This is a genomic window from Kocuria sp. HSID17590, from assembly GCF_003989485.1.
Classification (GTDB): domain Bacteria; phylum Actinomycetota; class Actinomycetes; order Actinomycetales; family Micrococcaceae; genus Kocuria; species Kocuria salsicia.
Map to the genome: position 1 here is coordinate 1 of NZ_RBMB01000032.1, position 21,999 is coordinate 21,999.

At 71.4% G+C, this 21,999-nt stretch carries 21 protein-coding genes and 1 tRNA gene; 17 read left to right on the forward strand and 5 right to left on the reverse strand.

All coding sequences use genetic code 11. The features are described from left to right. The 5 genes from D8M39_RS10320 to D8M39_RS10340 form a co-directional block, all read left to right on the forward strand. The coding region (locus D8M39_RS10320; RefSeq protein WP_126874966.1) for a hypothetical protein at nt 1–727 on the forward strand (727 nt) is incomplete at its 5' end. Continuing rightward, nucleotides 708–1,892 carry a tRNA dihydrouridine synthase DusB gene (gene dusB, locus D8M39_RS10325; RefSeq protein ID WP_055083210.1) on the forward strand — a complete coding sequence of 395 codons (1,185 nt, stop codon included), beginning with the start codon at nt 708–710 and terminating at the stop codon, nt 1,890–1,892. The genes D8M39_RS10320 and dusB, both read left to right, overlap by 20 nt. Nucleotides 1,893–1,897: 5 nt before the next feature. Further along, on the forward strand, nt 1,898–3,217 hold the full coding sequence (locus D8M39_RS10330) for a deoxyguanosinetriphosphate triphosphohydrolase (RefSeq protein WP_055083212.1): 1,320 nt from the start codon (nt 1,898–1,900) through the stop codon (nt 3,215–3,217). 149 nt (nt 3,218–3,366) lie between these two features. After that, nucleotides 3,367–5,328, forward strand: coding sequence for a DNA primase (dnaG, locus tag D8M39_RS10335; protein WP_126874967.1), 1,962 nt, complete (start codon nt 3,367–3,369; stop codon nt 5,326–5,328). Between the two features lie 123 nt (nt 5,329–5,451). After that, nucleotides 5,452–5,527 (forward strand) — tRNA-Asn (locus D8M39_RS10340). A gap of 229 nt (nt 5,528–5,756) precedes the next feature. Here the strand turns inward: D8M39_RS10340 and D8M39_RS12585 are convergent. From D8M39_RS12585 to D8M39_RS12635, 3 genes are all read right to left on the reverse strand, one after another. Further along, nucleotides 5,757–5,894 carry a hypothetical protein gene (locus D8M39_RS12585; protein WP_153245905.1) on the reverse strand — a complete coding sequence of 46 codons (138 nt, stop codon included), beginning with the start codon at nt 5,892–5,894 and terminating at the stop codon, nt 5,757–5,759. Nucleotides 5,895–6,769: 875 nt separating this feature from the next. Then, nucleotides 6,770–7,498, reverse strand: a complete 729-nt coding sequence (locus tag D8M39_RS10350; protein ID WP_161971392.1) for a nucleotidyl transferase AbiEii/AbiGii toxin family protein — start codon at nt 7,496–7,498, stop codon at nt 6,770–6,772. Beyond that, entirely contained in the window at nt 7,491–7,823 is a 333-nt protein-coding gene (locus tag D8M39_RS12635; protein WP_161971393.1) for a transcriptional regulator, read from the reverse strand. The genes D8M39_RS10350 and D8M39_RS12635 overlap by 8 nt, the downstream gene beginning before the upstream one ends. Nucleotides 7,824–8,166: 343 nt before the next feature. Between D8M39_RS12635 and D8M39_RS10355 the strand changes: the two genes are divergently transcribed. From D8M39_RS10355 to D8M39_RS13255, 9 genes are all read left to right on the forward strand, one after another. After that, nucleotides 8,167–9,390, forward strand: a complete 1,224-nt coding sequence (locus D8M39_RS10355; protein ID WP_161971394.1) for an AI-2E family transporter — start codon at nt 8,167–8,169, stop codon at nt 9,388–9,390. Nucleotides 9,391–9,855: 465 nt separating this feature from the next. Next, nucleotides 9,856–10,581, forward strand: a complete 726-nt coding sequence (locus D8M39_RS10360) for a DUF998 domain-containing protein (protein WP_055083224.1) — start codon at nt 9,856–9,858, stop codon at nt 10,579–10,581. Beyond that, complete coding sequence (locus D8M39_RS10365; RefSeq protein WP_055083226.1) at nt 10,578–11,489, forward strand: alpha/beta fold hydrolase; 912 nt, start codon at nt 10,578–10,580, stop codon at nt 11,487–11,489. Before D8M39_RS10360 ends, D8M39_RS10365 begins: the two co-directional genes overlap by 4 nt. A 243-nt stretch (nt 11,490–11,732) precedes the next feature. Next, a complete protein-coding gene (locus tag D8M39_RS10370; protein WP_126874971.1) occupies nt 11,733–12,791 on the forward strand; it encodes an iron ABC transporter permease in 1,059 nt (352 codons plus the stop codon). Between the two features lie 8 nt (nt 12,792–12,799). Beyond that, nucleotides 12,800–13,705 (forward strand): ABC transporter ATP-binding protein, encoded by a 906-nt coding sequence (locus D8M39_RS10375; RefSeq protein ID WP_238694050.1) that lies wholly within the window; start codon nt 12,800–12,802, stop codon nt 13,703–13,705. Next, complete coding sequence (locus tag D8M39_RS10380; protein ID WP_238694051.1) at nt 13,702–14,826, forward strand: ABC transporter substrate-binding protein; 1,125 nt, start codon at nt 13,702–13,704, stop codon at nt 14,824–14,826. The genes D8M39_RS10375 and D8M39_RS10380 overlap by 4 nt, the downstream gene beginning before the upstream one ends. Nucleotides 14,827–14,836: 10 nt before the next feature. After that, nucleotides 14,837–15,571 (forward strand): MFS transporter, encoded by a 735-nt coding sequence (locus D8M39_RS10385; RefSeq protein WP_202975719.1) that lies wholly within the window; start codon nt 14,837–14,839, stop codon nt 15,569–15,571. A gap of 60 nt (nt 15,572–15,631) precedes the next feature. After that, on the forward strand, nt 15,632–16,240 hold the full coding sequence (locus D8M39_RS10390; protein ID WP_126874972.1) for an MFS transporter: 609 nt from the start codon (nt 15,632–15,634) through the stop codon (nt 16,238–16,240). Between the two features lie 37 nt (nt 16,241–16,277). Beyond that, nucleotides 16,278–16,613 carry a hypothetical protein gene (locus D8M39_RS13255; protein ID WP_161971395.1) on the forward strand — a complete coding sequence of 112 codons (336 nt, stop codon included), beginning with the start codon at nt 16,278–16,280 and terminating at the stop codon, nt 16,611–16,613. Between the two features lie 44 nt (nt 16,614–16,657). Here D8M39_RS13255 and D8M39_RS10400 read toward each other — a convergent pair whose 3' ends face one another. Both D8M39_RS10400 and D8M39_RS10405 read right to left on the reverse strand, forming a co-directional pair. Next, the gene (locus D8M39_RS10400; RefSeq protein WP_126874973.1) at nt 16,658–17,281 is read right to left on the reverse strand and encodes a response regulator transcription factor; all 624 of its coding nucleotides are present in this window, start codon (nt 17,279–17,281) and stop codon (nt 16,658–16,660) included. After that, complete coding sequence (locus tag D8M39_RS10405) at nt 17,278–18,723, reverse strand: sensor histidine kinase (protein WP_126874974.1); 1,446 nt, start codon at nt 18,721–18,723, stop codon at nt 17,278–17,280. Before D8M39_RS10405 ends, D8M39_RS10400 begins: the two co-directional genes overlap by 4 nt. Before the next feature lie 229 nt (nt 18,724–18,952). On the opposite strand from D8M39_RS10405, the gene D8M39_RS10410 reads away from it, so the two are divergent. From D8M39_RS10410 to D8M39_RS10420, 3 genes are all read left to right on the forward strand, one after another. Further along, nucleotides 18,953–20,077 (forward strand): ABC transporter permease, encoded by a 1,125-nt coding sequence (locus D8M39_RS10410; RefSeq protein ID WP_094393634.1) that lies wholly within the window; start codon nt 18,953–18,955, stop codon nt 20,075–20,077. Nucleotides 20,078–20,079: 2 nt separating this feature from the next. Further along, nucleotides 20,080–20,931: an ABC transporter ATP-binding protein gene (locus D8M39_RS10415; protein ID WP_094393635.1), complete on the forward strand. Its 852-nt coding sequence runs from the start codon at nt 20,080–20,082 to the stop codon at nt 20,929–20,931. A 110-nt stretch (nt 20,932–21,041) separates the two neighbouring features. After that, nucleotides 21,042–21,911: a phage holin family protein gene (locus D8M39_RS10420; protein WP_055083996.1), complete on the forward strand. Its 870-nt coding sequence runs from the start codon at nt 21,042–21,044 to the stop codon at nt 21,909–21,911. Nucleotides 21,912–21,999: the final 88 nt, after the last annotated feature.

Sequence of the window (21,999 nt, forward strand, 5' to 3'; positions counted from 1 at the left end):
GACGGCGAGCCTGTGGGACGCGTGGTGGGCGGCGGGGGGAGCGGCGTTGTCGTTGGGGGATCTGGAGCGCGACGCCGGGAACGTGGCCGCCGCCGAGCACCACTACCGGATCGGCGCGGTGCAGTACCGCCGTGCGCCGCGCAGCGCGCGGACCGTTGGCGGGCGGGTGCGCTGCCTGGAGGAGCTCGGGGACGTGCTGCTCGCGCAGGGGCGCCCGTGGGATGCGTACCGCGTGTTCCAGGAGGGTGCCGACGCCGCGGGGGTGGATCCCGCGCGGCCCGCCGGGGAGGCGGACGGCCCGGTGTTCGTGACGCGCGAGGACCTGCGCTGGACCTCCCACCTGGCCACGGCGGCGCAGGCGGCGGGGCGGCGTCGGCTGGCGGTGGAGCACTACGAGGCCGTGCTCGCCGGCTGCGAGCGGCGCCGGGACGTGGCCGGGCAGATCCTGTGCTGGCAGGGCCTCGCGCACCTGGCCGAGGCGGACATGGCCTGGCCCGAGGCCGCGCACGCGCTCACGAACGCCTCCACGCTGTACTCGTCGCTGCCGGACCCGGAGGCCCACACCGGGGAGTGGGTCGCGTGCCTTCGGGAGCTCGGGCGGGTGTGCAAGACGCTGGGCCGCCGGGACGAGCAGATCCGGGCATTCAAGCTCGCGGTGCGCATCGAGCAGATCGGGGCCGCACCCGGGAGTGAGACAATGGCGGGCGATGAGCACCGAGACCACTGAGACCACGGACCGCGAACCGGCCGTGCTGAACCTGAAGCCGCTGCACCTGGGACCTCTGACCGTGGACGTCCCCGTGGTGCTCGCCCCCATGGCCGGGGTGACCAACAAGTCCTTCCGGAAACTGTGCCGCGAGTACGGCGGGGGCCTGTACGTGACCGAGATGGTCACCGCCCGAGCGCTGGTGGAGCGCCGGCCGGAGTCCCTGCGGATCATCCACCACGACCCGGACGAGACCCCGCGCTCCATCCAGATCTACGGGGTGGACGCCGTGAACGTGGGCAGGGCCGTGCGGATGGTCGCGCAGGAGGACCGCGCGGACCACATCGACCTCAACTTCGGATGCCCCGTGCCCAAGGTCACCAAGCGCGGCGGCGGCTCCGCCCTGCCGTGGAAGACGGACCTGTTCCGCGCGATCGTGAGCACCGCGGTGCGCGAGGCCGGGGACATCCCGGTGACCGTGAAGATGCGCATCGGCATCGACGACGAGCACCAGACCTACCTGGACGCCGGGCGCATGGCCCGCGACGAGGGCGTGGCCGCCGTCGCCCTGCACGGGCGCACGCTCGAGCAGCACTACTCGGGCACCGCGAACTGGGACGCCATCGCCCGGCTGCGCGAGGCGCTCCCGGACATTCCCGTGCTGGGAAACGGGGACATCTTCTCCGCGGAGGACGCGGTGCGGATGGTCGAGCACACGGGGGTGGACGGTGTCGTCGTGGGCCGCGGGTGCCAGGGACGGCCGTGGCTGTTCGGCGACCTGCAGGCCGCATTCGAGGGCAGCCCGCGCCGCTTCCGGCCGGGCGTGCGCAAGGTCGCGGACACCGTCTACCGCCACGCGGAGCTGCTCACCGAGGAGTTCGGGGACGAGGCCAAGGGCTGCCGCGAGATCCGCAAGCACGTGTCCTGGTACTTCAAGGGCTACCCCGTGGGCGGGGAGCTGCGGGCGAAGATGGCCCAGGTGCCGTCACTGGCCGCGCTGCGCGAGCTGCTCGACCAGCTGGACCTGGACGCGCCCTACCCGGGGGCCGACGTCGAGGGGCCCCGTGGCCGCGCCGGTTCGCCCAAGAGGCCGCACCTGCCGGACGGCTGGCTCGACTCCCGTATCCTGGGCGACGCCGAACGGCTGGGTCTCGCGGCCGCCGAGCTCGACGTCTCGGGAGGCTGAGCGCCGTGCACACACCGGACCGTCTGGGCATCCTGGCCCCCGGCTACGAGCCCTCGGACGTCGAGCGCTTCGTCACCGAGGACCACCACAACCGTCACCGCAGCCACTTCGAGCGGGACCGCGCCCGCGTGCTGCACAGCTCCGCGCTGCGCCGGCTCGCCGCGAAGACGCAGGTGGTCTCCCCGCAGAGCGACGACTTCGTGCGCAACCGGCTGACCCACTCCCTGGAGGTCGCGCAGATCGGGCGCGAACTGGGCAAGGCGCTGGGCTGCGACCCGGACGTCGTCGACGCCGCGTGCCTGTCCCACGACCTCGGGCACCCGCCCTTCGGGCACAACGGCGAGACGGTGCTGGCCCAGCTGGCCAGCGGGATCGGCGGTTTCGAGGGCAACGCGCAGACCCTGCGGCTGCTCGTGCGCCTGGAGCCCAAGATCATGACGCCCTCCGGCGAGCCCGCGGGGCTGAACCTCACGCGCGCCACGCTGGACGCCACGTGCAAGTACCCGTGGTCCGCCGCGGACGCCCCGCCGCGTCCGGACGGACGGCCCAACCGGAAGTTCGGCGCGTACGAGGACGACCTCCCCGTGTTCGAGTGGTTCCGCGAGGGTGCCGTGGAAGGCCGCAAGTGCCTGGAGGCCCAGGTCATGGACCTCGCGGACGACATCTCCTACAGCGTGCACGACGTCGAGGACGCCGTGGCCGCCCACGCCCTGCAGCTGGAGGCGCTCGCGGACACCGGCCAGCGGGCCCGCGTGATCGAGTGCGCGCGCAGCTGGTACGTCCCCACCGCCACGGAGTCCGAGCTCGACGCCGCCCTCACCCGGTTGGAGGCCACCTCCGCCTGGGTGCCGCGCATGGACGGCACCCGCGGGGACCTCGCACGACTGAAGAACATGACGAGCCAGCTGATCGGGCGCTTCGCGATGTCCGCGGTGGAGGCCACGCGGGAGGTCGCGGGGGACGAGCCGCTGACCCGCTACCGCGCTTCCCTCGTGGTGCCGTGGGAGACGGAGCTGGAGATCGCCGTGCTCAAGGGGATCGCCACCGCGTTCGTGATGACCGTGCGGGACGCCATGCCCCTCTACGACAACCAGCACGAGATCCTCACCATCCTGGTGGAGGCCCTCATGGAGACGGACGGGCGGTTCCTCGCGCCCGACTTCGCGGCGGACTGGCGCGCACTGAGCGACGGCCCCGGGGCGGAGGCCGCTCAGCTGCGGCTCGTGGTGGACCAGATCGCGTGCCTCACGGACCACTCCGCCGTGGCGCTGCACGACCGTATCCGCGGCACCAACTGGCGCACGGGGGACAAGCCGCTCTGGTGAGGGCGGGGGGCGCAGGCCCGGCTGCGCGGCGTCGTCGTGCTCACCGGAACCGACGCTCGAACCGCGGCCCTGGCGCGCCGTGCGGGGCAGTCTCCACATGCCGCGGGCACGGGGCCCGGTCGGTTTGACGGGTTGCCTAAACTGGCCCAGTGGCCGGACTGATCAAGCGCGAAGACATCGACGAGGTACGGGCGCGCACGGACATCCGCGAGGTCGTCGAGCAGTACGTGACGCTGAAGCCCGCGGGCATCGGATCGTACAAGGGGCTGTGCCCGTTCCACGACGAGCGCTCGCCGTCCTTCCACGTCCGCCCGCAGATGGGGACGTACCACTGCTTCGGCTGCGACGAGTCCGGGGACGTGATCGCGTTCCTCATGGAAATGGACCACACCCCGTTCACGGAGACCGTGGAGCGGCTCGCCGCGCGCATCGGCTACGAGCTGCACTACGAGCAGGGTGGGGCACCCAACCGCGAGGAGGTGGGCCGCCGGCAGCGCCTGCTGGACGCCCACAAGGTGGCCGCCGAGTTCTTCCAGCGCAACCTCTACACACGCCAGGCCGCCGCGGCCCAGAAGTTCCTGGGGGAGCGGGGCTTCGACCAGGAGGCCGCCCGCACGTACGGCGTGGGCTACGCGCCGCAGGGCTGGTCCCACCTGTTGCAGCACCTGCGCAACCACGGGTTCACGGACCAGGAGCTGAAGCTCACCGGCATGTTCTCGGAGGGCAACCGCGGGCTCTACGACCGCTTCCGCGGCCGGCTGATCTGGCCGATCCGTGCGGTGGCGGGGGAGGTCATCGGCTTCGGCGCGCGCAAGCTCTACGACGACGACCAGGGCCCCAAGTACCTCAACACCCCCGAGACGCAGCTCTACAAGAAGTCGCAGGTGCTCTACGGGATCGACTTGGCCAAGCGGCCCATCGCCAAGTCCAAGCAGGTGGTCGTGGTGGAGGGCTACACGGACGTCATGGCCTGCCACCTGGCCGGGGTCACCACGGCGGTGGCCACGTGCGGCACGGCGTTCGGGACGGAGCACATCAAGATCGTGCGCCGCTTCCTCTCGGACGACTCCGCGGGCGGCGAGGTGGTCTTCACGTTCGACGGCGACGCCGCCGGACAGAAGGCCGCGCTGCGCGCCTTCCAGGAGGACCAGCGCTTCGTCGCTCAGACCTACGTGGCCGTGGAGCCGAACGGCATGGACCCGTGCGACCTGCGCCTGGCGCGCGGGGACGTGGCCGTCCGCGACCTCGTGGACACCCGCACCCCGCTGTTCGAGTTCGCGCTGCGGGCCACCATCAAGGAGTACGACGTCAACAGTCTCGAGGGGCGGCTGCGTGCCATGCGCGCGTGCGCGCCCATCGTCGCGCAGATCCGCGACCCCTCCCTCCGCCCCGCCTACGCGCGGGAGCTCTCGGGCTGGCTCGGCATCGAGACGGACGAGGTGATGCGGGCGGTGGCCGCGGCGTCGGCGTCGGCGCAGCGCAGTGCTCCCGGGCCCGACGGCGCCCGCTCCGGGCAGCGGGTCCAGGAACCCGCCCGCCTGGCTGGCCCCTCGCAGGACGGTCGTTTACGGCAGGGCGACGGCGCACCTGGATCCGGGGACGACGAGGAGCAGGGCCCGCGGCCCGTGGAGCTGCCCGATCCCCGGGAGCCGGTGTCCCGCATGGAGCGCGAGGCCCTGGAAGTGGTGCTGCAGGTCCCGGACCTGGTGCCCACCACCTACTGGGGGCACTTCGAGTCCGCGGGCATGACGTACCGCGTGCACCAGGTCATGCACGACGCCGTCGTCACCGCCCGCGCGGAGATCGGCGAGCAGCTCCAGGGCGGGCGGGTCTGGCTGGAAGCCGTCCGCAACCACCTGCCCGAGCAGCTGCACGGCTACCTGGCGCAGCTGTCCGTCACGCCTCTACCCGCGGCCACGGAGCAGCAGATGCGCAACTACGCGGTGGGGGTGCTCACCTCACTCGTGGAGATGCACATCAACCGGGAGAAGTCGGACAAGCTCGCGCACCTCAACCGGCTCAACGCCCAGCGCGAGCCGGACCTCTACCAGCAGCTCAACCGCGAGCTGCTGGAGCTGGAGCTGCAGCGCCGCAGCCTCATGGGGGTGTGAGGCTCTCCCGCACGGCGGCGACCGGGGCGCGGTGCTGCCCTCTGGGGCCCGGGCGCCCCGGCAAGTTGAGGATGCCCGCGCCGGGAGGTAGAGTATCGTCTCGTTGCGCGGCAACGTGCACATTCCCCCGTAGCTCAATTGGCAGAGCATTCGACTGTTAATCGAAGGGTTACTGGTTCGAGTCCAGTCGGGGGAGCCACCACGGAGGCCTCCTCCCCGGAAGGGGAGGGGGCCTTTTCCGTATCCGCATCGAACCGCGTGAGTTCCGCCGTGGTCCGCACGATCGACCGAAGGGTCGGTTTCACATCCGATTCTCGTCCCGGGGGCTGCCCCGCTCGACGATGCGCCTTGCGTCCTTCTGCCTCGGTGCTTGGCGAGGCGGGCTTGACCGGGTGACGGAGCGGTGGCGTGTGTCCGCCCTCCCGAGGCTAGGCGTCGCGTTTATCGCGGATCGCCCCCGCGGAGTGGAGGACGCGGTCGCCGAGAACGCCGAGACCCAGGAAGAACAGCATCAGGGTGATGTGCTGCGTCTGCTCTTTCTGGTCACCGGCGATCTTTGTCTGCACCGCCAGAAGGTCGTTGGTTTACCAGCCGTTCACCACAGCCTGCTGGGGAGCGCCATGCGCGCTGTCCTCCCGCAAGGTGTAATTCATGGCCGCCGAGCTCACCCCTTGTGACCAGTCACCCGACTCCCCGCTGGGGGCCAGGGGCATGGAAAAAATAAAGAACCCAAGGAGCATGAGTGCGGCCCACGAGAAGCGCACCATGCTCCAGTTGATAACTCGCTTCTTCTTGGAGCCTTTCATGGGTCTGGTGCTCTGCGGCGCTGCGGGGAAGGGGGTAGACGCTTCAGGAGAAGTGGGGTGGCTCATCGGGATGCATCCGTTCGGAGGGGGGAGGGGAGCGAGGGTGCTTGCCCAGGCAAGATTACGACAATGGCAAGGCGAGGAGGAATTTGCCCAACAGCGTTGACGTTGCCCCCTCGGTTGCTCGCTACGGAATTACCCGTGAAGACGCTGTCCAGGTGGTTCGCTCTTCTGAGGTGCAGGTTCCCGCTCCGGGCGGTGACGACCACGCAGACGCGACCTTGATCCCTGGCTACCCGAATCCGCAGACGGGCAGCTGGTGGGATTTCATCGCGGAGATTCGGCCCCACGAGGGGTGCTGATCTTTGACGTGATTGATGCGGCCGGTGAATATCGTTCTGCCGACGGGAGAACTGATGGGGATGGACGACTACGAGGATCTCTCCCGCGACGTCGAGCCCGGGGTCGTCACCCCGTACGCCGGTCTTAGGTCTCGTCGGACTCATTCCCGTGAGCCACACCCTGTCCCGAAAGGACAAGTCTTGCCCTGTCCCCGGGGAACTGAGCTATCCACCAGGAACCGGCTTCCCTAAGGAATGCGTACCTGCGTGCGGGGCCACCCCGGGCATAAGGCTCTACTGCGGGGGCCTGCTCCGCGGCTCATCCGGCTTCACCTGCACGATCTTCTGTTGACGCAATTCGGTCTGCTCTTGTGCAGGAGTAGCAATGGTTTGGGCCCACTGTCGGCACCGTTGCTGGACGGCGCGCCAGCTCGAGGGGGTCGTACCGTAGGCGGCGACGTCATCAGAGGCCAGCAGGTCTACCCGGCGCAGCTGTTCTGCGAAGATTTGGCGATCAAAGCCGGGGTCGCGTACGGCGGCGATGTACAGGAGCTCTTCGTCGGTGAATTTCCCAAATGCGCGAATTGCATCCAGGTCGAGGAAGTCACGTGCTTCCGCACGGGAGTACACGGCGCCGACCTTCGCAGCGATGGCGTCGCGCACGGAGAGCACCGGGCCTACGGCCAGCCGCGCTGGTTCGTGTCCCCGCCAGTCCACGCCCATGTCGACGTCAACGTGGTAGCCGTCGGTGGTCGTCAGTGAGAACTGGGCGTACAGCGGTGATTGCCGAACCAGGGAGACGTCCAAGTCGTTGTCGGTCCATGCGAGGGCCACGCGTTCCACGGCTCGGTCGAATGCTGCGGAATCCATGGAAGTGGTGAACAGGTCGACGTCTTCAGTGGGTCTGTCAGTCACACCGTGCTCTCGGATGGCACCGGAACCTGCTAGCGCGAAGCCGTCCTGGCCAATCGTCTCCAGTGCGACGCGGGTGATGCGGCGTTGCCAAGCGGTGAGCTCAGGCATGCTGGGGCCTCGCGGTGAGAGACGGAAATCGGTCTTCCCACAGGTCACGTACCCGCGTCGGCAGGATGAGGTCGTCCCAGATTTCGACGAGCCGGTTGGCGTTGACCAGGGCTTGGACATCGGCCAGGGTGCCCTCGGCCAGCGCGGAGACGTAGACCCGCTTCAGACCGTGGTCCTCGTCGAGGTTGAAACGGCGTGAGCCTGGAGCCCAGTACAGCGAATGGGGGAGTTCCACGAACCCGGAGGCCGGGCCGTGGAGCTCAGCCAGAGAATCGGGCACCGCGTAGGGCTTCAGATGGTGGAAGAACACGCGTTGCTCGGTCATGGGCATCACTCTCCTTGGCTTCATCGTAGGCGCGAGGTCGGCCGTGTTGGCTGTAGAAGGTTCACGTCGAGGTGCGCCGCGATCTGCGTCCTCCTGAGCGCCTACGAGACCCACGCCGTCGTCAGCTTCAGCGTCCGTGGGGCCGGCGCTGAACCGCTCCCCGCCCTGTGTCCTAATGCAGCGGCGCCGGGCTGGACGAGCCTGACGGAGCGACAAGGCAGTGCTGTGCCCCCGCCCTCCCGGGTCTAGTGTGTGAGGGCGCAACCGCGGGAGGTTCCGGTCAGATGCAACGGATCCTGCGCCGTCGCGCCGCCCCCGACCCTCTTGTCCAAGGATGTCCTCGATGACCGAGTCCGAGCCCGCCTCTTCACCACAGGCCGCGGCCTCCGCGCGCGGCGCCACCGCCGTGCGGCAGATTCCAGAACCGCAGTCCTCAGCGCCACAGGCGCCGGCCCCCGCTCCTACGCCCCGGCAGATGTGGCACGACTCCTACGGCCGCTCTTCCATCCGCGCCCTGCAGACGCTGATCCTGGCGGTGGCGATCGGGCTGGGCGTGTGGCTGGCCGCAATGCTGAAGATCGTGGTGCTGCCGCTGCTCCTGGCCCTCATCATCGCCTCGGCCATGTACCCGATCATGCGGTTCCTGCGCAGGCGGGCCGGTTTCAACCGCGTCTGGTCGGCGATCACGGGCCTGCTGGGAATCCTGGTGGCGTTGGGCGGTGTGCTGTTCGGCATCGCGCTGACGGTGCGCACCGAGTGGTCCGACCTCGCGCAGAAGACGCAGGAGGGCGTGAACAAGCTGGTGGAGATCCCCTCCGGCTGGGGCATTCCGCTGGACGACACCCACCTGAGCGAGTACCTCTCCCAGGCTACCGAGTTCCTCAAGAACAGCGGCGCCGAGTCCAGTGCGCTGTCCGGTGTCTCCGTGGCCACGGAGATCGTCACCGGCGCGCTGCTGATGATCGTGATGCTCTTCTTCTTCCTCCTGGATGGAGAACGCATGGCCGGCTTCCTGGTGGGGTTCCTGCCGGAGCGGCTGAGGGAGCGTGCCAACCAGGCAGGGCGCGCCTCCGTGCACGTGCTGGGCAAGTACATCCGCGGCACGGTGGTCATCGCGGCCTTCGCGGCGGTGTGCGACCTGATCGCGATGCTCGTCATGCAGGTGCCGCTGGCCTTCCCCCTGGCAGCCCTGATCTTCCTGGGTGCCTTCATCCCGATCGTCGGCGCCCTGGTCACAGGGATGGCAGCTGCCCTGGTGGCCCTGGTGGCGGCCGGGCCCCTTGCCTCGATCGTGCTGGTGATCGTGGTCATCCTGGTGAACCAGATCGAGCACCACATCCTGCAGCCCAAGGTCATGGGCACCGCACTGGGCCTGCACGGCATCGTGATCATCGTCGCCCTGGCCATCGGTGCGCACGAGGGCGGTGTGGCCGGCGCGCTGCTGGCGGTCCCCCTCACGGCGGTGCTGTGGGCCAGTTTCAAGACCTTCCGGGACATGCGCGACAGCGCCCCACGCGCGCTGCATACGGAAGACGACGACGCCGCGGCACCGGCCGTGCGGGCCTGAGCCAGGCGGTGAGGCCGCGGACTTTCACCACCCCGACCACAGGCGACGAGTCGTGCCCAGACGTCAGTGGTATCAACCACTCGTTCGAGCGCTGCCGGGGCCGGGCACGGGAACGGTCGTCCACTACCGGGTGGAGCGGGAGGGGAATTTCCTCCTCGCCTCATGATTCGCGGGGTCATGGGTAACGCACACAGGCCATTGTCTCTCTGACGCCACAGCGACGTGCAGTGTTCCCGCCAGCGCCAGCGCCACCGCCCTCGCTACGGCCTCTCTGAATCTGAGGTGTAGACCTGCCCGGAAATCGACACTCGGGGCGGGCAGGTCTACTCCTCAGATTCACGGTGCTCTTGGCGCGCACGGCCGGGTGCGCCACCGGCCCGGCCAGCTCCCACCGGCGCCTAGTACAGTGAGTCGTTGCTGCAGACCCGCAGCCCCACGACGACCCAGGCTGGTGACCCGGTACACGTGACTCTGGCTTCTCGCAGGCTCTGCCTGGTGGTGGCGGTGGTCTACTTCGCGTGGCTCGTCTCCCCGCTGCTGGACCCCCAGCTGCACCCGTGGACCTCCTACGCCTCCGAGTACTTCGTGGCGGACCGCCCGGCGGCGTCCGTGCTTCGCACGGCGGACGGGCTGTCCGGGATGCTGCTCGTGGTGATCGCGGTCCTGTCCTACGCGCGCGTGCGGACCCTGTGGCGCGGCCTGCCCGGTGGGATCGCCCCCGGGCACGACGACGCTCCCGCCCGCACCCTGCGCCGCGGCCGTGCCGCCGTGCGCACCTGGGCGGGGGCGCTCGCCGTCGCCGGGGCCGCCACCGTGGTGGACGCGATCAACCCCATGACCTGCGCGCCGTCCGTCTCCCCGGCGTGCGCCGCGGCCGAGGCGGCAGGCACGCTGCCGGTCCAGCACCACCTGCACACCGGTTCCTCCGCGCTCGTGGGGATCGCGTTCGTGGTGGCCATGCTCGCCTCGCTCGTGCTCAGCACGCGGGAGGACCGCGTGGTGCGGATCGCCAGCTGGGCGGGGATCGTGACCACCGCGCTGTCCGGAATCGACGCGCTCTTCACCAGGATCCCCACCGAGGGCATCACTCAGCGCATCTCCATGGTCACGATCGTGGTGTGGCTGGTCGCCGCCGCGGGACTTCCGGTGGTCGAGCGCCTGCGCGCGGACCCGCGGCCGGTGGCGGCATGACCACGCCCCTGGAGGAGGCCCTGCGCGCCCACGTAGCCACGCACACCGTGCTGGGCACGCGGACCCGGATCCTCGACGTCGGCTCCGGCCCCGTGGTCGTGTGCTCTTCCGGCGTGGCCTCGGTGCTGTGGGACTGGGCGCCCGTGGTCGCGCTGCTGCGGCGCACGCACCGCGTGATCGTCGTGGACCGCCCGGGCTACGCCCCCGGGGACGAGGTGTCTGCGGTGCTGCCGACGCTGGAGGGCGAGGCCGAGCACCTGCTCGCGGCGCTCGGGGCGTGCGGTGTCACGGAACCCGTCACGGCCGTGGGCCACTCGTTCGGCGCCGCGCTGGTCGAGGCCGCCGCGCGGTGGCACCCCGAGCGGATCCGCAGCCTGGTTCTGCTCGACGGCTCCGTTCCCCACGCCGAGGGCACCCACGGGCACGACGACGCCGCCCGCGCCGCCCGCAGGTTCCGGCAGCGCACCCTGCCGATCGCCCTGTCCCGCCCGGTGGGTGCTGTGTGGGTCGCCCTCGGCCCCGGGCTGTCCACCGTGCTGGTCCCGGGCAGGCGCGGACTGGCCCGGGCTATTCCCGGGCTGCGTGCAGAGGCCGGCGCACAGAGCACACTGGCCGCGTCGCTGCGCGAGCTCGCGGGGTATCCCGCCTGCATGGGCGAGCTGGAGCGGTTGCGCGCCCGTCGCCCCCTGAGCCGCGGTCTGCCCGTCGTCGTGGTCGCCGCTAACGGTCGGCTCCCACGCCCTGGGCTCTCGCTGTGGGTGCGCCACGTGCTGCGCCAGGCCCGCGGTTTCTCCCACGAGGCCCGTCTGACGTGCCGGGTGCTGCGTCGCAGCGGGCACTTCGTGATGCTGGACCAGCTCCACCGCACGGCGGAGTTGATCGCCCGGGCCGCCGCACCACAGAGCTGATCGCCTGGGCCGCCGGGTGGCCGCGCCGCCGAGTTGATCGCCTGGGCTCCCTGCGCTGGAAGGTGCTTCTTCTCGCTGACAGGGCCTGCCCGCCTGACCGCAGGGGGGCGACATCTGCTGACGGCCGTCGCCCACAGGGCGAGGTTCGAGTCACGGGGCGTGGCGCAGGAATCCCCGCCCTCGTCACGGCACACAGCGGGTCGTTTTGTCTCCATAAATGAGAATGATTATCATTCGAGTGCTATGCCTACGCCGTCTCGCTTCTCTCCGCGCGCCCACGCGTTGCTCGTCCTCGCCCTGGTGCTGGCCCTGGGGCTCTCCGTCCCCGTGGCCGTCTCGTGGGGCGCCGCCGCCATTCCCGTGGCGGACACCGCCCGCTTCCTCTGGGCCGCCCTCACTGGTGGCACGATCCCCGCCTCGGACTTCACCGACTACACGGTCGTCCTCCAGATCCGCACCCCGCGCGTGCTGCTGGCCGCCGTGGTCGGGGCGGGGCTCAGCGTCCTGGGCCTCGCCGCGCAGGCCATGGTCCGCAACCCCCTGGCGGACCCGTTCATCCTGGGCGTCTCCTCGGGCGCGGCGGTGGGCGCGAGCGCCGTCGTCTCCTGGGGGCTGTTCTCCGCGCTCGGGGGACTGGCGCTGAATGCCGCCGCGTTCCTGGGCGCGCTGCTTGCCTCGGTGCTGGTGTACGCGCTCTCCCGGGGCCCGGGCGGGGTGGCGCCCGTGCGCCTGATCCTCACCGGCGTGGTGCTCTCGTTCGGGTTCCAGGCGCTGATGTCCGCGATCGTCTTCTTCGACGCCAAGGGCGACGCCGCCCGCACCGTCATGTTCTGGATGCTCGGCTCCCTGGGCGCGGCCACGTGGGAGCAGCTGCCGCTGCCCGCGCTGACCACCGCGCTGTGCCTCGGCTGGCTCGGCTGGCGCTCGCGGGACCTGGACACCCTGGCCATGGGCGACGGCTCCGCGGCGAGCCTGGGCGTGGACCCGGACCGGATGCGCGTGCAGCTGTTCGTCCTCACGGTCCTGGGCACCGTCGCCCTCGTCTCGGTCGCGGGGACCATCGGCTTCGTCGGCCTCGTGGTCCCACACGCCACGCGGATCCTGCTGGGCCCGGCGCACCGGCGCGCCACGGTGGTGGCGCCGCTGGCCGGGGCGCTGTTCATGGTCTGGGTGGACCTGGTCAGCCGCGTGGCCGTCCCGCCGCGGGAGCTGCCCCTGGGCGTGGTCACCGCGCTGGTGGGCGTGCCCGTGTTCGTGGTGCTCGTGCGTCGGGCGGGCTACGTCTTCGGGGGCTCCCGGTGAACGGGCCCGTGGCAGGACGGGCGGTCTCGACACCGCGCAGGGCCGACGACGGCGCACCGGCGCCCCAGGCGCCCACGTCCCCGGAGGTGCCGGGAGACAGCACGCAGACCAGCCTTACCGGCACGCAGAGCGGCACCGGCCTGGAGCTGCGGGGGCTGCGGCTCGACGTCGCCGGGCGCACTGTGGTCCCGGAACTCTCCCTGCGGGTGGCACCGGGGTCGGTCGTGGGGCTGGTCGGCCCCAACGGCTGCGGCAAGTCCACCGTGCTGAAGGCCCTCTACCGCGCCCTGAAACCCCGCGGCGGGGCGGTGCTCATCGACGGTGATCCCCTGGACGGCATGCGCTTCCGGGACTCCGCCGCGCGCATTGCGGCCCTGCCCCAGGACGAGCGCTCGGAGCTGGACTTCTTGGTGGCCGAGGTTGTGCGGCTCGGCGCCGCGGCCAACCCGCACCACCGCGCGGAGGAGCTGGACGACGTCGTGCGGGACGCCATGGCCCGCGCCGGCGTGCTGGAGCTGGCCCACCGCAGCGTGCTGGGGCTGTCCGGGGGAGAGCGGCAGCGCGTGCTCATCGCGCGCGCCCTGGCTCAGCGCACCCCGTACCTGCTGCTGGACGAGCCCACCAACCACCTGGACCTGCGCCACCAGACGGACCTGGTCCGGGCCCTGCGCGGGTCCGCCGAGTGCCGACCCGCCGTGCTCACCGCCCTGCACGACCTCAACCTCGCGGCCGCGATGTGCGACCGGATCGTGGTGCTCGACGCCGGGCGAGTCGTGGCGGATGCCCCGGCCGACGAAGCCCTGGACCCGGACACTGTGGAGCGCGTCTACGGCGTGCGCCCGGTCCTCATCACCCGTCCCGACACCGGGACACCCCACCTGCTGTTCCCCATCGAACGAGAGGACCCCTCATGACGACACCCCCTGGTTCCCAGCCCGCCCGAGATCGCGGCGGTGCGAGCGAGGCCCCGCGCGGGCGACGACGCCGCGCGGACGGCCCGGGCGCCGTCGCCCACCGCAGCTCGTCCCGCCAGGGACGCACCCTGACCCGGCGGGGCATGCCTCTGGCGGTGGGGCTCGTGGCGAGCCTGCTGCTGACCGGCTGCGGCGCGCAGGTCCAGAAGGACGCGGCGTCGGGCGCGGAGAAGACCATCGAGAACTGCGGGCGCACGAGCACCTACCCGACCCCGCAGAAGCCCGTGGCGTACGACGTCTCGGCGATCGAGAAGATGTTCGCCCTCGGGCTCTCCGACAGGATGCGCGGGATCGTGCTGCCCAAGACGGTGAGCAGCGTGGTCGAGAAGTCCCCCTACAAGGAGGACTACGGGAAGGTGGAGACCATCTCGGACTCGGTGCTGGGCCAGGAGGCCGTGGTCAGCGCCCGCGCGGACTGGGTGTTCGCCGGGTGGCAGGCCGGGTTCAGCGAGGCCCGCGGTGTCACGCCGGATTCGCTGCAGGACGTGGGCATCCAGTCCTACATGCAGAACGAGACGTGCAAGGGCTACCAGGGGGACACCTCCGAGCCGGGCCCGCTGGACGCCACGAACCAGGACCTCACGGACCTCGGGACGATCTTCGGCGTGGCGGACCGGGCGCAGCAGCTCGTGGCGGACCTCGAGGCCAAGCGGCAGAAGCTGAAGGACGAGCCCCGGCCGAAGGACCCGGCGAAGGTGTTCGTGTACGACTCCGGAACTTCCGAGCCCTACACGGCGGGCAGGCGCACGGCCCTGAACGACATGATCGAGCTGGCGGGGGCCACCTCCGTGAGCAAGGACCTCGACGCCCGCTGGGACACCGTGGGCTGGGAGTCCGTGGTCACCAAGGACCCGCAGGCCATCGTGGTGGTGGACTACAACAAGCAGCCCGTGCAGGAGAAGCTCGACTACCTCAAGAACGAGTCCCCGGTGAAGGACTCGCCCGCCGTGAAGAACGGCAACATCTACGTCATGGACTACGGGGAGGCCGTGTCCGGCCCGCGCAACATGGACGGCGCGCAGAAGCTCGCCGACTACCTGCGCTCGAAGGACCTGCGGTGAGGCGGACGGCGTGAGCGGCGCAGGCCCGGGCTACGGGCCCACGGACCGGGGGATCGCCCTGCGGATCTGGCCGCTGCTGGGCGCCGCCGCCCTGGGGCTCGTGCCGTTCACGGTGTACTCGAACTTCCTGGTCGACATCACCCGGGACAGCGGAGCGAGCTCGGCGCTGATGGGGTGGCTGCGGGGGACCGGTGGCGTCGCCGCCCTGGCGGTGGGGCTGTGCTGCGCCCCGCTGCTGGACAGGATGTCCCGGCGGGCGGCGGCGGCCGCGGCGCTCGCGGTGATCGGGGCCGCGTGCGCGCTGGGCGTGCTCGGCACCGTGTGGTCCTGGGCAGGGTTCTGCCTGCTGGTCGGGGCGGGGACCACGGTGCTGAACCCCGCGGTCTCCGCCATGGCGGCGGACCGGTTCCGGGATCCGGCGACCTCGGGGCGTGCCGCCACCCAGGTCTCGGCCACGATGACGCTCACCGCTGTGCTCGCCGCGCCCCTGCTCGCGGGTCCCGCGCTGCTGTGGGGCTGGCGGGGTGATCTCGCCGCCACCGCGGTGCTCGCGGTGGCCGTCGCGGTCCTGCTGGGGCGGCGCGACGACGGCGGACTGCGCCACAGGGGGCCTGCCGCACCGGGGACCGGATCGGGGCAGCATGCGCTCTCCGGGCCCGGTTCCGAAACCCCCGGGCCGGGCCGGGCCAGGGCGACAGCATCCGGTACCGAGGTCGTCGGTTCGGTCAGCCCCGGGGCGAACTGACGACCTCTCTCCACGCCCTCACCGGACGCGGTCCCTATCGGCTACGCGGGGGCGCTGCGGGTGGCCCTCGGTCTGCCCGGCGTTCCCGGGATGATGCTCGTCTCCGTGCTGCGCACCACCGCGTTCATGGGCCAGCTCGCCTACCTGGCCGTCCTCTACTCCGACCGTTTTCAGGTGGGCCCCGGGATCTTCTCGCTCGTGTGGGCGCTCTCGGGGATCACGTTCTTCCTGGGCAACTGGTTCGGCGGTCGGCTCCTGCGCTCGCTCACGCACTCCCGCCACACCGCGTGGACCGCGGCGTTCGCTGTTCTGGTGGGAGCCGCGGCCGTTCTCGTCCTCTTCGCCACGAGTCGGTTGGCGACGGCGCTCGCGGCCACCGCGGCGCTCGGCGCCGCCCACGCGGTCACGGCCGCCGCCGTGACGACCCTGCTCGTGCGGGGCTCGGAGGGCCACCGCGGCACGGTGCTCGCCCTCAACGGTGCCGGTCAGAGCCTGGGGGTGTGCATGGGGGCCAGCGTCGCCGGGGCCGGACGTGCCCTGGGCGGTTGGACCGGCGCGGGGGTGGGCCTGGCGCTCGTCACCGTGCTCGCCGCCGTCGTCGCGGCACACGTGGCGTTCTCCCTGCGCGGTCGCACTGACGGCGCAGGACGCGGGAAGGTCGTGTCGTGACAGGGCGCAAACCGCACCCGCGGACCGGCACCGGGACGTGCATGGCCCACCGCGATCCCGCTCGGTTCAGAGGGGGCCGCAGCGTCGCCAGTATGCCCAGTGGGGCCACAACTCTCCCAGGATTCCCACCGGCGACCGGCTGTGGATCACCAGTCCCATCCAACCCGGCTGCGGCCTGGGCTCCGCCACCGCGGAGGTCGTCGCGAGCATCCGTGCGATGAGCAGCGCGTGCGGTGTGCGCGTGGGCGCACGCGAAATCAGCCGCCTGCCACGCCGGGCCGAGAGCGCGGAGGGCCCGCGCCGCGCGCGTAGGAACGCCCGCGCGGGTCATCGCCACCCGCCCCGGCCCTCGGCGCGCGTTCTCCGTGCGTGACGGCGCCGCCTGACGGGTGATCCGTCGGTACCCGGGGTCGGACCTCAGATGACGTGCTCCTCCCGGGCGCGGCTGACCGCCGCGGTGCGGTTGTCCACGCCGAGCTTGTCGTAGATGTGCACCAGGTGCGTCTTAACGGTGGCCTCGGAGATGAACAGGGACTTCGCCAGTGCCCGGTTGGACGCACCCGTGGCGAGTCCCCGGAGGATGTCGATCTCGCGCGGGCTCAGGGTGGTCCCCGGCGCGCGGACGCGGCTCACCAGGTGCGCGGTCACGGACGGCGAGAGCACCGGGCGCCCCGCCGCGGCGTCGTGCACCGCCTGCCCGATGGTCGCGGGCTGGGCGTCCTTGAGCAGGTAGCCGGTCGCGCCGGCCTCGAGCGCGGCCACGACGTCCGCCTGGGCGTCGTACGTGGTGAGGATCAGCACGGGCGGTCCGCCCGCCGCGACGATCCGCCGTGTGGCCTCCAGCCCGCCCATGCCCTGGCCCATCTGCAGGTCCATGACCACCACGTCCACCCCGTGCCCGGGGCGCGCGAGCACGTCCAGTGCCCCGAGCCCGTCCTGCGCCTCCGCGCACACGGTGATGTCCCCGAGGGACTCGAGCACGGCGCGCAGCCCGGCGCGCACCACGGGGTGGTCGTCCACGAGCAGCACCTGGGTGGTCATGAGGGGCTCCTGTCTCCGGGGTTGCGGTGGGGGGATGTGGGGGACGACGACGCCGCGTGGCCGGGCCGCGCGGCGTCGTCGCCGTCGTGCCCCGGCACAGCGGGCGGTTCCGGCACTGCAGGCGGCGGTACCGGCTGCCCGGAAAGGGCCGACTGCCCCGATCCCACCGCTGCGGGAGTGTCGGCCACACGGGGGCCGGAGACGGTGTCCGCGAGCGGCAGCCGCACGTTCACCACGGTGCCGCCGCGCGGCTCGGACTCCACGGTCAGCTCGGCGCCCAGCTCCTCGGCGCGGCGTCGGAGGTGGGAGAGGCCGTAGGAGTCGCCCCGTGCCCGGCGGGCGGCCGCGCGGGGGTCGAAGCCCACGCCGTCGTCCACGACGTCCAGCGTGACGGCGTCCTCCCACCCCGCGAGCGTGACGACCACCCGGGAGGCGTGCGCGTGGGAGGTCACGTTCGCCAGGGTGGACTGCGCGGCGCGGATGAACAGGGTGCGCTGGGGGCCCGTGAGCTCCGGGATCTCGCCCTGCACCGAGAACTCGCACGTGAGCCCGGTGCCCGTGGCCTGCGCGCCCTCCTCGGTGCGGCGGCAGACCTCCGAGAGCGCCGCGGGCAGGGACTCGTCCAGGGCGGGGGAGGCGAGGTCCCTGACGAAGCGGCGGGCCTCGGCGAGGTTCGCGGCGGCGGTGCCCTCGATCGTGGCCAGCCGCGCGGCGGTGATGTCCCGCTGGTCGTCGGCCAGGGACTGCTGGGCCGCGCGGGAGACCAGCACGATGGACGTGAGCCCCTGGGCGAGGGTGTCGTGGATCTCCCGGGACAGCCGCTCCCGCTCGGACATGGTGCCCGCCGTGCGCTCCTGCCGTGCGAGCTCCTCGCGCGTGGACTCGAGCTGACGGATGACCTGCACGTGGCGCTGGGCGTCCCGGTAGAGGGCGCGGTAGCCGTAGCTCACGAGCAGCGCGACCACCGCACCGATGGCCGGGCCGATCACCATGGGCGCGGTGAAGGAGCCGCTGGGCGCGTGGAGGTACTGCGTGACTCCCACCACGCCCACGAGCAGCGTCACGCACGCCAGCGCCACCGGGGGGCTCAGCAGCACCGGGTAGAGGAAGAAGAGGGGGAAGACCACCCAGGAGAAGTCCGCGCTCTGCAGCGCGAGCAGTGCCCACAGCAGGGTGACGATGAGCAGCCACGCCGGTGCCAGGCGCATGGAGGCACGGTCCGCCCGGCCGCGCGCCACGCGGTTCTCCGCAATGGTTCCCGCGAGGTAGAAGGTGGCGAGCGACAGCGCACCGGACAGCAGCGTGACCAGCTGGGCCGTGTGACCGGAGGGCCAGCGCACCAGTGCACGGACGAGCGCGAGCACCAGCAGCCCGGCGAAGCTCACGTGCAGCGTGACCCTCATGGTGCGCAGCAGCACCGGGGTGGACAGCTCGTGGCGCACGGTGTGCCTCCCTCGACGGCGCTCTGCGGACGGCGACGGGTGCCGGGCGGGCAGCCGAAGTCCGTGGTCATGGTACGCACGGGGCCCCCGGCGGGCATCAACCGATCGGTTGATCCGCGGCTCAACCGCACGCGCAGCCACCTTCAACCGGGGTGGCGATCCCCGCGCAGCGCCCGCGCCGGAGACTGGATGCAGTTGTCCACCGCACCTTCGTCACGGGAGTCACCCCATGTTCTTGTCCCTGAGGGACATCACCTTCGCCAAGGGCCGCTTCGCGCTGCTCGCCACGGTCGTCGCCCTCATCACCCTGCTGCTGGTCCTGCTGACCGGTCTGACCAACGGACTCGGCCACCAGAACACGTCCGCGCTCGAGCGCCTGGACGCCCAGCAGCTCGTGCTCAGCGCGCCCCCCGGCGACTCCGGCACGTCCTCGTTCACCACGTCGCAGATCACGGACGGCGAGCTGCAGAAGTGGCGCGACGGCGCGGGCAAGGACAGCGTGGAGCGCCTGGGGATCACCCAGACCAGCGCCCGCAGCGGCGCCGAGACCCAGGACTCGAGCACCGCGTCGTCGCGCGCGGACACCACCGCGGCCGCCGCCATCGCCCTGGAGCCGGGCTCGAAGCTCGCCCCGGACCTGAAGGCGTCCTCCGGGCAGAGCCACCCGGACGAGGGGCAGGTGGTGCTGAGCAGCACCCTGGCCGACGACATGCACGTCTCCGTGGGGGACACCGTCTCCATGGGCGGCAAGGCCCTGAAGACCGCCGGCGTGGTGGAGGACGAGTACTACAGCCACGTTCCGGTGGTGTGGATGAGCATGGCCGACTTCCCCGCCGTGGCCCACACGACGAGCGACGAGCAGGCCACCGCACTGGCCCTGACCACGCAGGAGTACCCGCAGGACCTGCCCGGTGACACCGACACCGTGGCCATGAAGACCAAGGAGGCGTTCGCGGCGCTGCCCGCCTACGAGTCCGAGCGCGGTTCGCTGCTGATGATGCAGGGATTCCTGTACGGGATCTCCGCGCTGGTCGTGGTCTCGTTCCTGACCGTTTGGACCATCCAGCGCACCCGTGACATCGCGGTGCTGCGCGCCCTGGGCGCCGACCGCGGCTACGTGGTGCGGGACTCGATCGTGCAGGCCGCCGTGGTCCTGACCCTGGGCGTGCTCGTGGGCGGTGCCCTCGGGCTGCTGGGCGGGCTGCTCGCGGGATCCGCCGTGCCGTTCCAGCTGAGCCTGGCCAGCGTGGGGCTGCCCGTGCTGGGCGTGCTCGTCCTGGGCCTGCTCGGCTCCCTGCTCGCGGTGCGCCGCGTCTCCACCGTCGACCCGATGATTGCCCTGGGAGGTAACTGACCATGCACGCTTCCGACACCCAACCCCGCCACCGCGCTGATGCCCACGGCCTCGCCGAGTTCGTGGACCACGAGGACCACCGGCCCGAGCACCTCGCCGGCGACGAGCTCGACGCTCGTCACGGCGGTCCCTCCGACACCCGCCACGCGGACGCCGACGCCGCCGCGCTGGATGTGCGCGACGTGTGCCTCCAGTACCCGGACGGCACCGCCGCGGACGGCACGCCGCGCACCGTCACCGCCCTGGACCACGTGCACCTCACGCTGCACCGCGGCACGATGACGGCGCTGATCGGGCCCTCGGGCTCCGGCAAGTCCTCGCTGCTCGCCGTGGCCGCGGCCCTGATCCGCCCGACCTCCGGCACCGTCACCGTGGCGGGGGAGTCCCTCACGGAGCTGCCCGAGAAGGAGCTCGCGAGGATCCGCCGCGGCCACACCGGCATGGTCTTCCAGCAGCCCAACCTGCTGGCGGCCCTGACCTCCCGCGAGCAGCTCGTGCTCGCGGCCCACATCGCCGGGGCCCGCGGCAAGGAGCTCAAGGCCGCCGGAAAGCGCGCCGACGAACTGCTCGAGCAGGTGGGCCTGGTGGACTGCGGGGACCGCCGCCCCCACCAGCTCTCCGGAGGCCAGCGCCAGCGCGTGAACATCGCCCGGGCACTCATGAACGACCCGCAGCTGCTGCTCGTGGACGAGCCCACCGCCGCGCTGGACCAGGAGCGCTCACGCAGCATCATGGAGCTGCTCGCCAGCCTCACCCACGAGTTCTCCCTCGCGTCCCTCGTGGTCACCCACGACACCGAGTTCGTGCCGCTCGCGGACGAGTGCGTGACCATGGAGGACGGCCGCTTGCGGTGACCGCACGGGCCCGTGTGTCGGGCTCCGGCGGGGCCGGAGGCCTCCCGGGCGGATGGTAGTTTGATACCAGATCGTTCCATCACCACCACCACGCACTCACCGGAGGCGGCATGAGCCACGCAGTGGGCCCCAACAGCGGCCACTCACCCACCACAGGAACCCGCACCACCAAGAGGCCGGGGGCGGCGCCCATCACGGACGTCGTCAAGGTCTTCGTGCGCCTGCTCCCCAAGCAGCTCAAGGACGAGGCCCAGCTGGCCGTCCTCGAGCTCAAGGACAAGGGCATCAAGGTGGGTGTGGGCGCTGCGTTCGTCGTCGTCGGCCTGCTCTTCCTGGGTCTCGCGGTGATCGCCTTGGTCGGCGCGGCCATTGCCGGGCTCTCCCACGTGATGCCCGCGTGGCTCGCGGCCCTGCTGCTCGCCGTCGTGTTCATCGTGGTCCTCGCCGTCCTGGCTCTGATCGGTGTCTCCAAGATCAAGAATGCCATGCCGCTCGTGCCGGAGAAGACGATCTTCGGGCTGCGCTACGACCTCGGCGTCCTCAAGGAGGGCTCCGCGTACAACGAGGGCCGCGTCCAGCGCGAGATCAACGAGGCCGAGCAGAAGAAGCAGCGCGAGAAGGAGGAGGCCGCGAACGATCCGAACCGCGTCAAGCCGGTCAAGCCCACCGAGGAGCAGTTGCGCTCCCGCCTGAAGCTGCGCCGCGAGCACCTCAAAAGCCTGCGCGACGACGCCCAAAACCGCGCGGACTCCGTGCAGGCCGCCACCAAGGGCTTCGTCAACCGCACCTCGCGCACCGTGAAGGCCACCGAGGCCTCCGTGAAGAGCACGTTCGCCTCCAAGGGCGGCACGCAGGGCGTGCGCGCGGAGGGCTCCACCTCTGCGGCGGACGTGCTCAGCGAACGCTGGCAGCCGCTGGCCGTCGCCGCTGCGGCAGGAACCGCGTTCCTCGTGTTCCTGCGGAAGCTTCTGCGCAAGTAGTTCGAGCAGCCCACGGGCGGCTCTGTCGAGCTGTTTCCCGAGGCACCGGGCCGGGTCCTCTTCGGAGGGCCCGGCCCGCGGCATCTCC

Excerpts from the sequence above, each read along its gene's own strand:
- D8M39_RS10370 (WP_126874971.1), top strand. The coding sequence starts at position 11,733 with ATGCCTACGCCGTCTCGCTTCTCTCCGCGCGCCCACGCGTTGCTCGTC.
- D8M39_RS10415 (WP_094393635.1), top strand. The coding sequence starts at position 20,080 with ATGCACGCTTCCGACACCCAACCCCGCCACCGCGCTGATGCCCACGGC.
- D8M39_RS10380 (WP_238694051.1), top strand. The coding sequence starts at position 13,702 with ATGACGACACCCCCTGGTTCCCAGCCCGCCCGAGATCGCGGCGGTGCG.
- D8M39_RS10350 (WP_161971392.1), bottom strand. The coding sequence starts at position 7,498 with ATGCCTGAGCTCACCGCTTGGCAACGCCGCATCACCCGCGTCGCACTG.
- D8M39_RS10355 (WP_161971394.1), top strand. The coding sequence starts at position 8,167 with ATGACCGAGTCCGAGCCCGCCTCTTCACCACAGGCCGCGGCCTCCGCG.
- D8M39_RS10420 (WP_055083996.1), top strand. The coding sequence starts at position 21,042 with ATGAGCCACGCAGTGGGCCCCAACAGCGGCCACTCACCCACCACAGGA.
- D8M39_RS10400 (WP_126874973.1), bottom strand. The coding sequence starts at position 17,281 with ATGACCACCCAGGTGCTGCTCGTGGACGACCACCCCGTGGTGCGCGCC.
- D8M39_RS12635 (WP_161971393.1), bottom strand. The coding sequence starts at position 7,823 with ATGACCGAGCAACGCGTGTTCTTCCACCATCTGAAGCCCTACGCGGTG.
- dusB (WP_055083210.1), top strand. The coding sequence starts at position 708 with ATGAGCACCGAGACCACTGAGACCACGGACCGCGAACCGGCCGTGCTG.
- D8M39_RS10365 (WP_055083226.1), top strand. The coding sequence starts at position 10,578 with ATGACCACGCCCCTGGAGGAGGCCCTGCGCGCCCACGTAGCCACGCAC.
- D8M39_RS10410 (WP_094393634.1), top strand. The coding sequence starts at position 18,953 with ATGTTCTTGTCCCTGAGGGACATCACCTTCGCCAAGGGCCGCTTCGCG.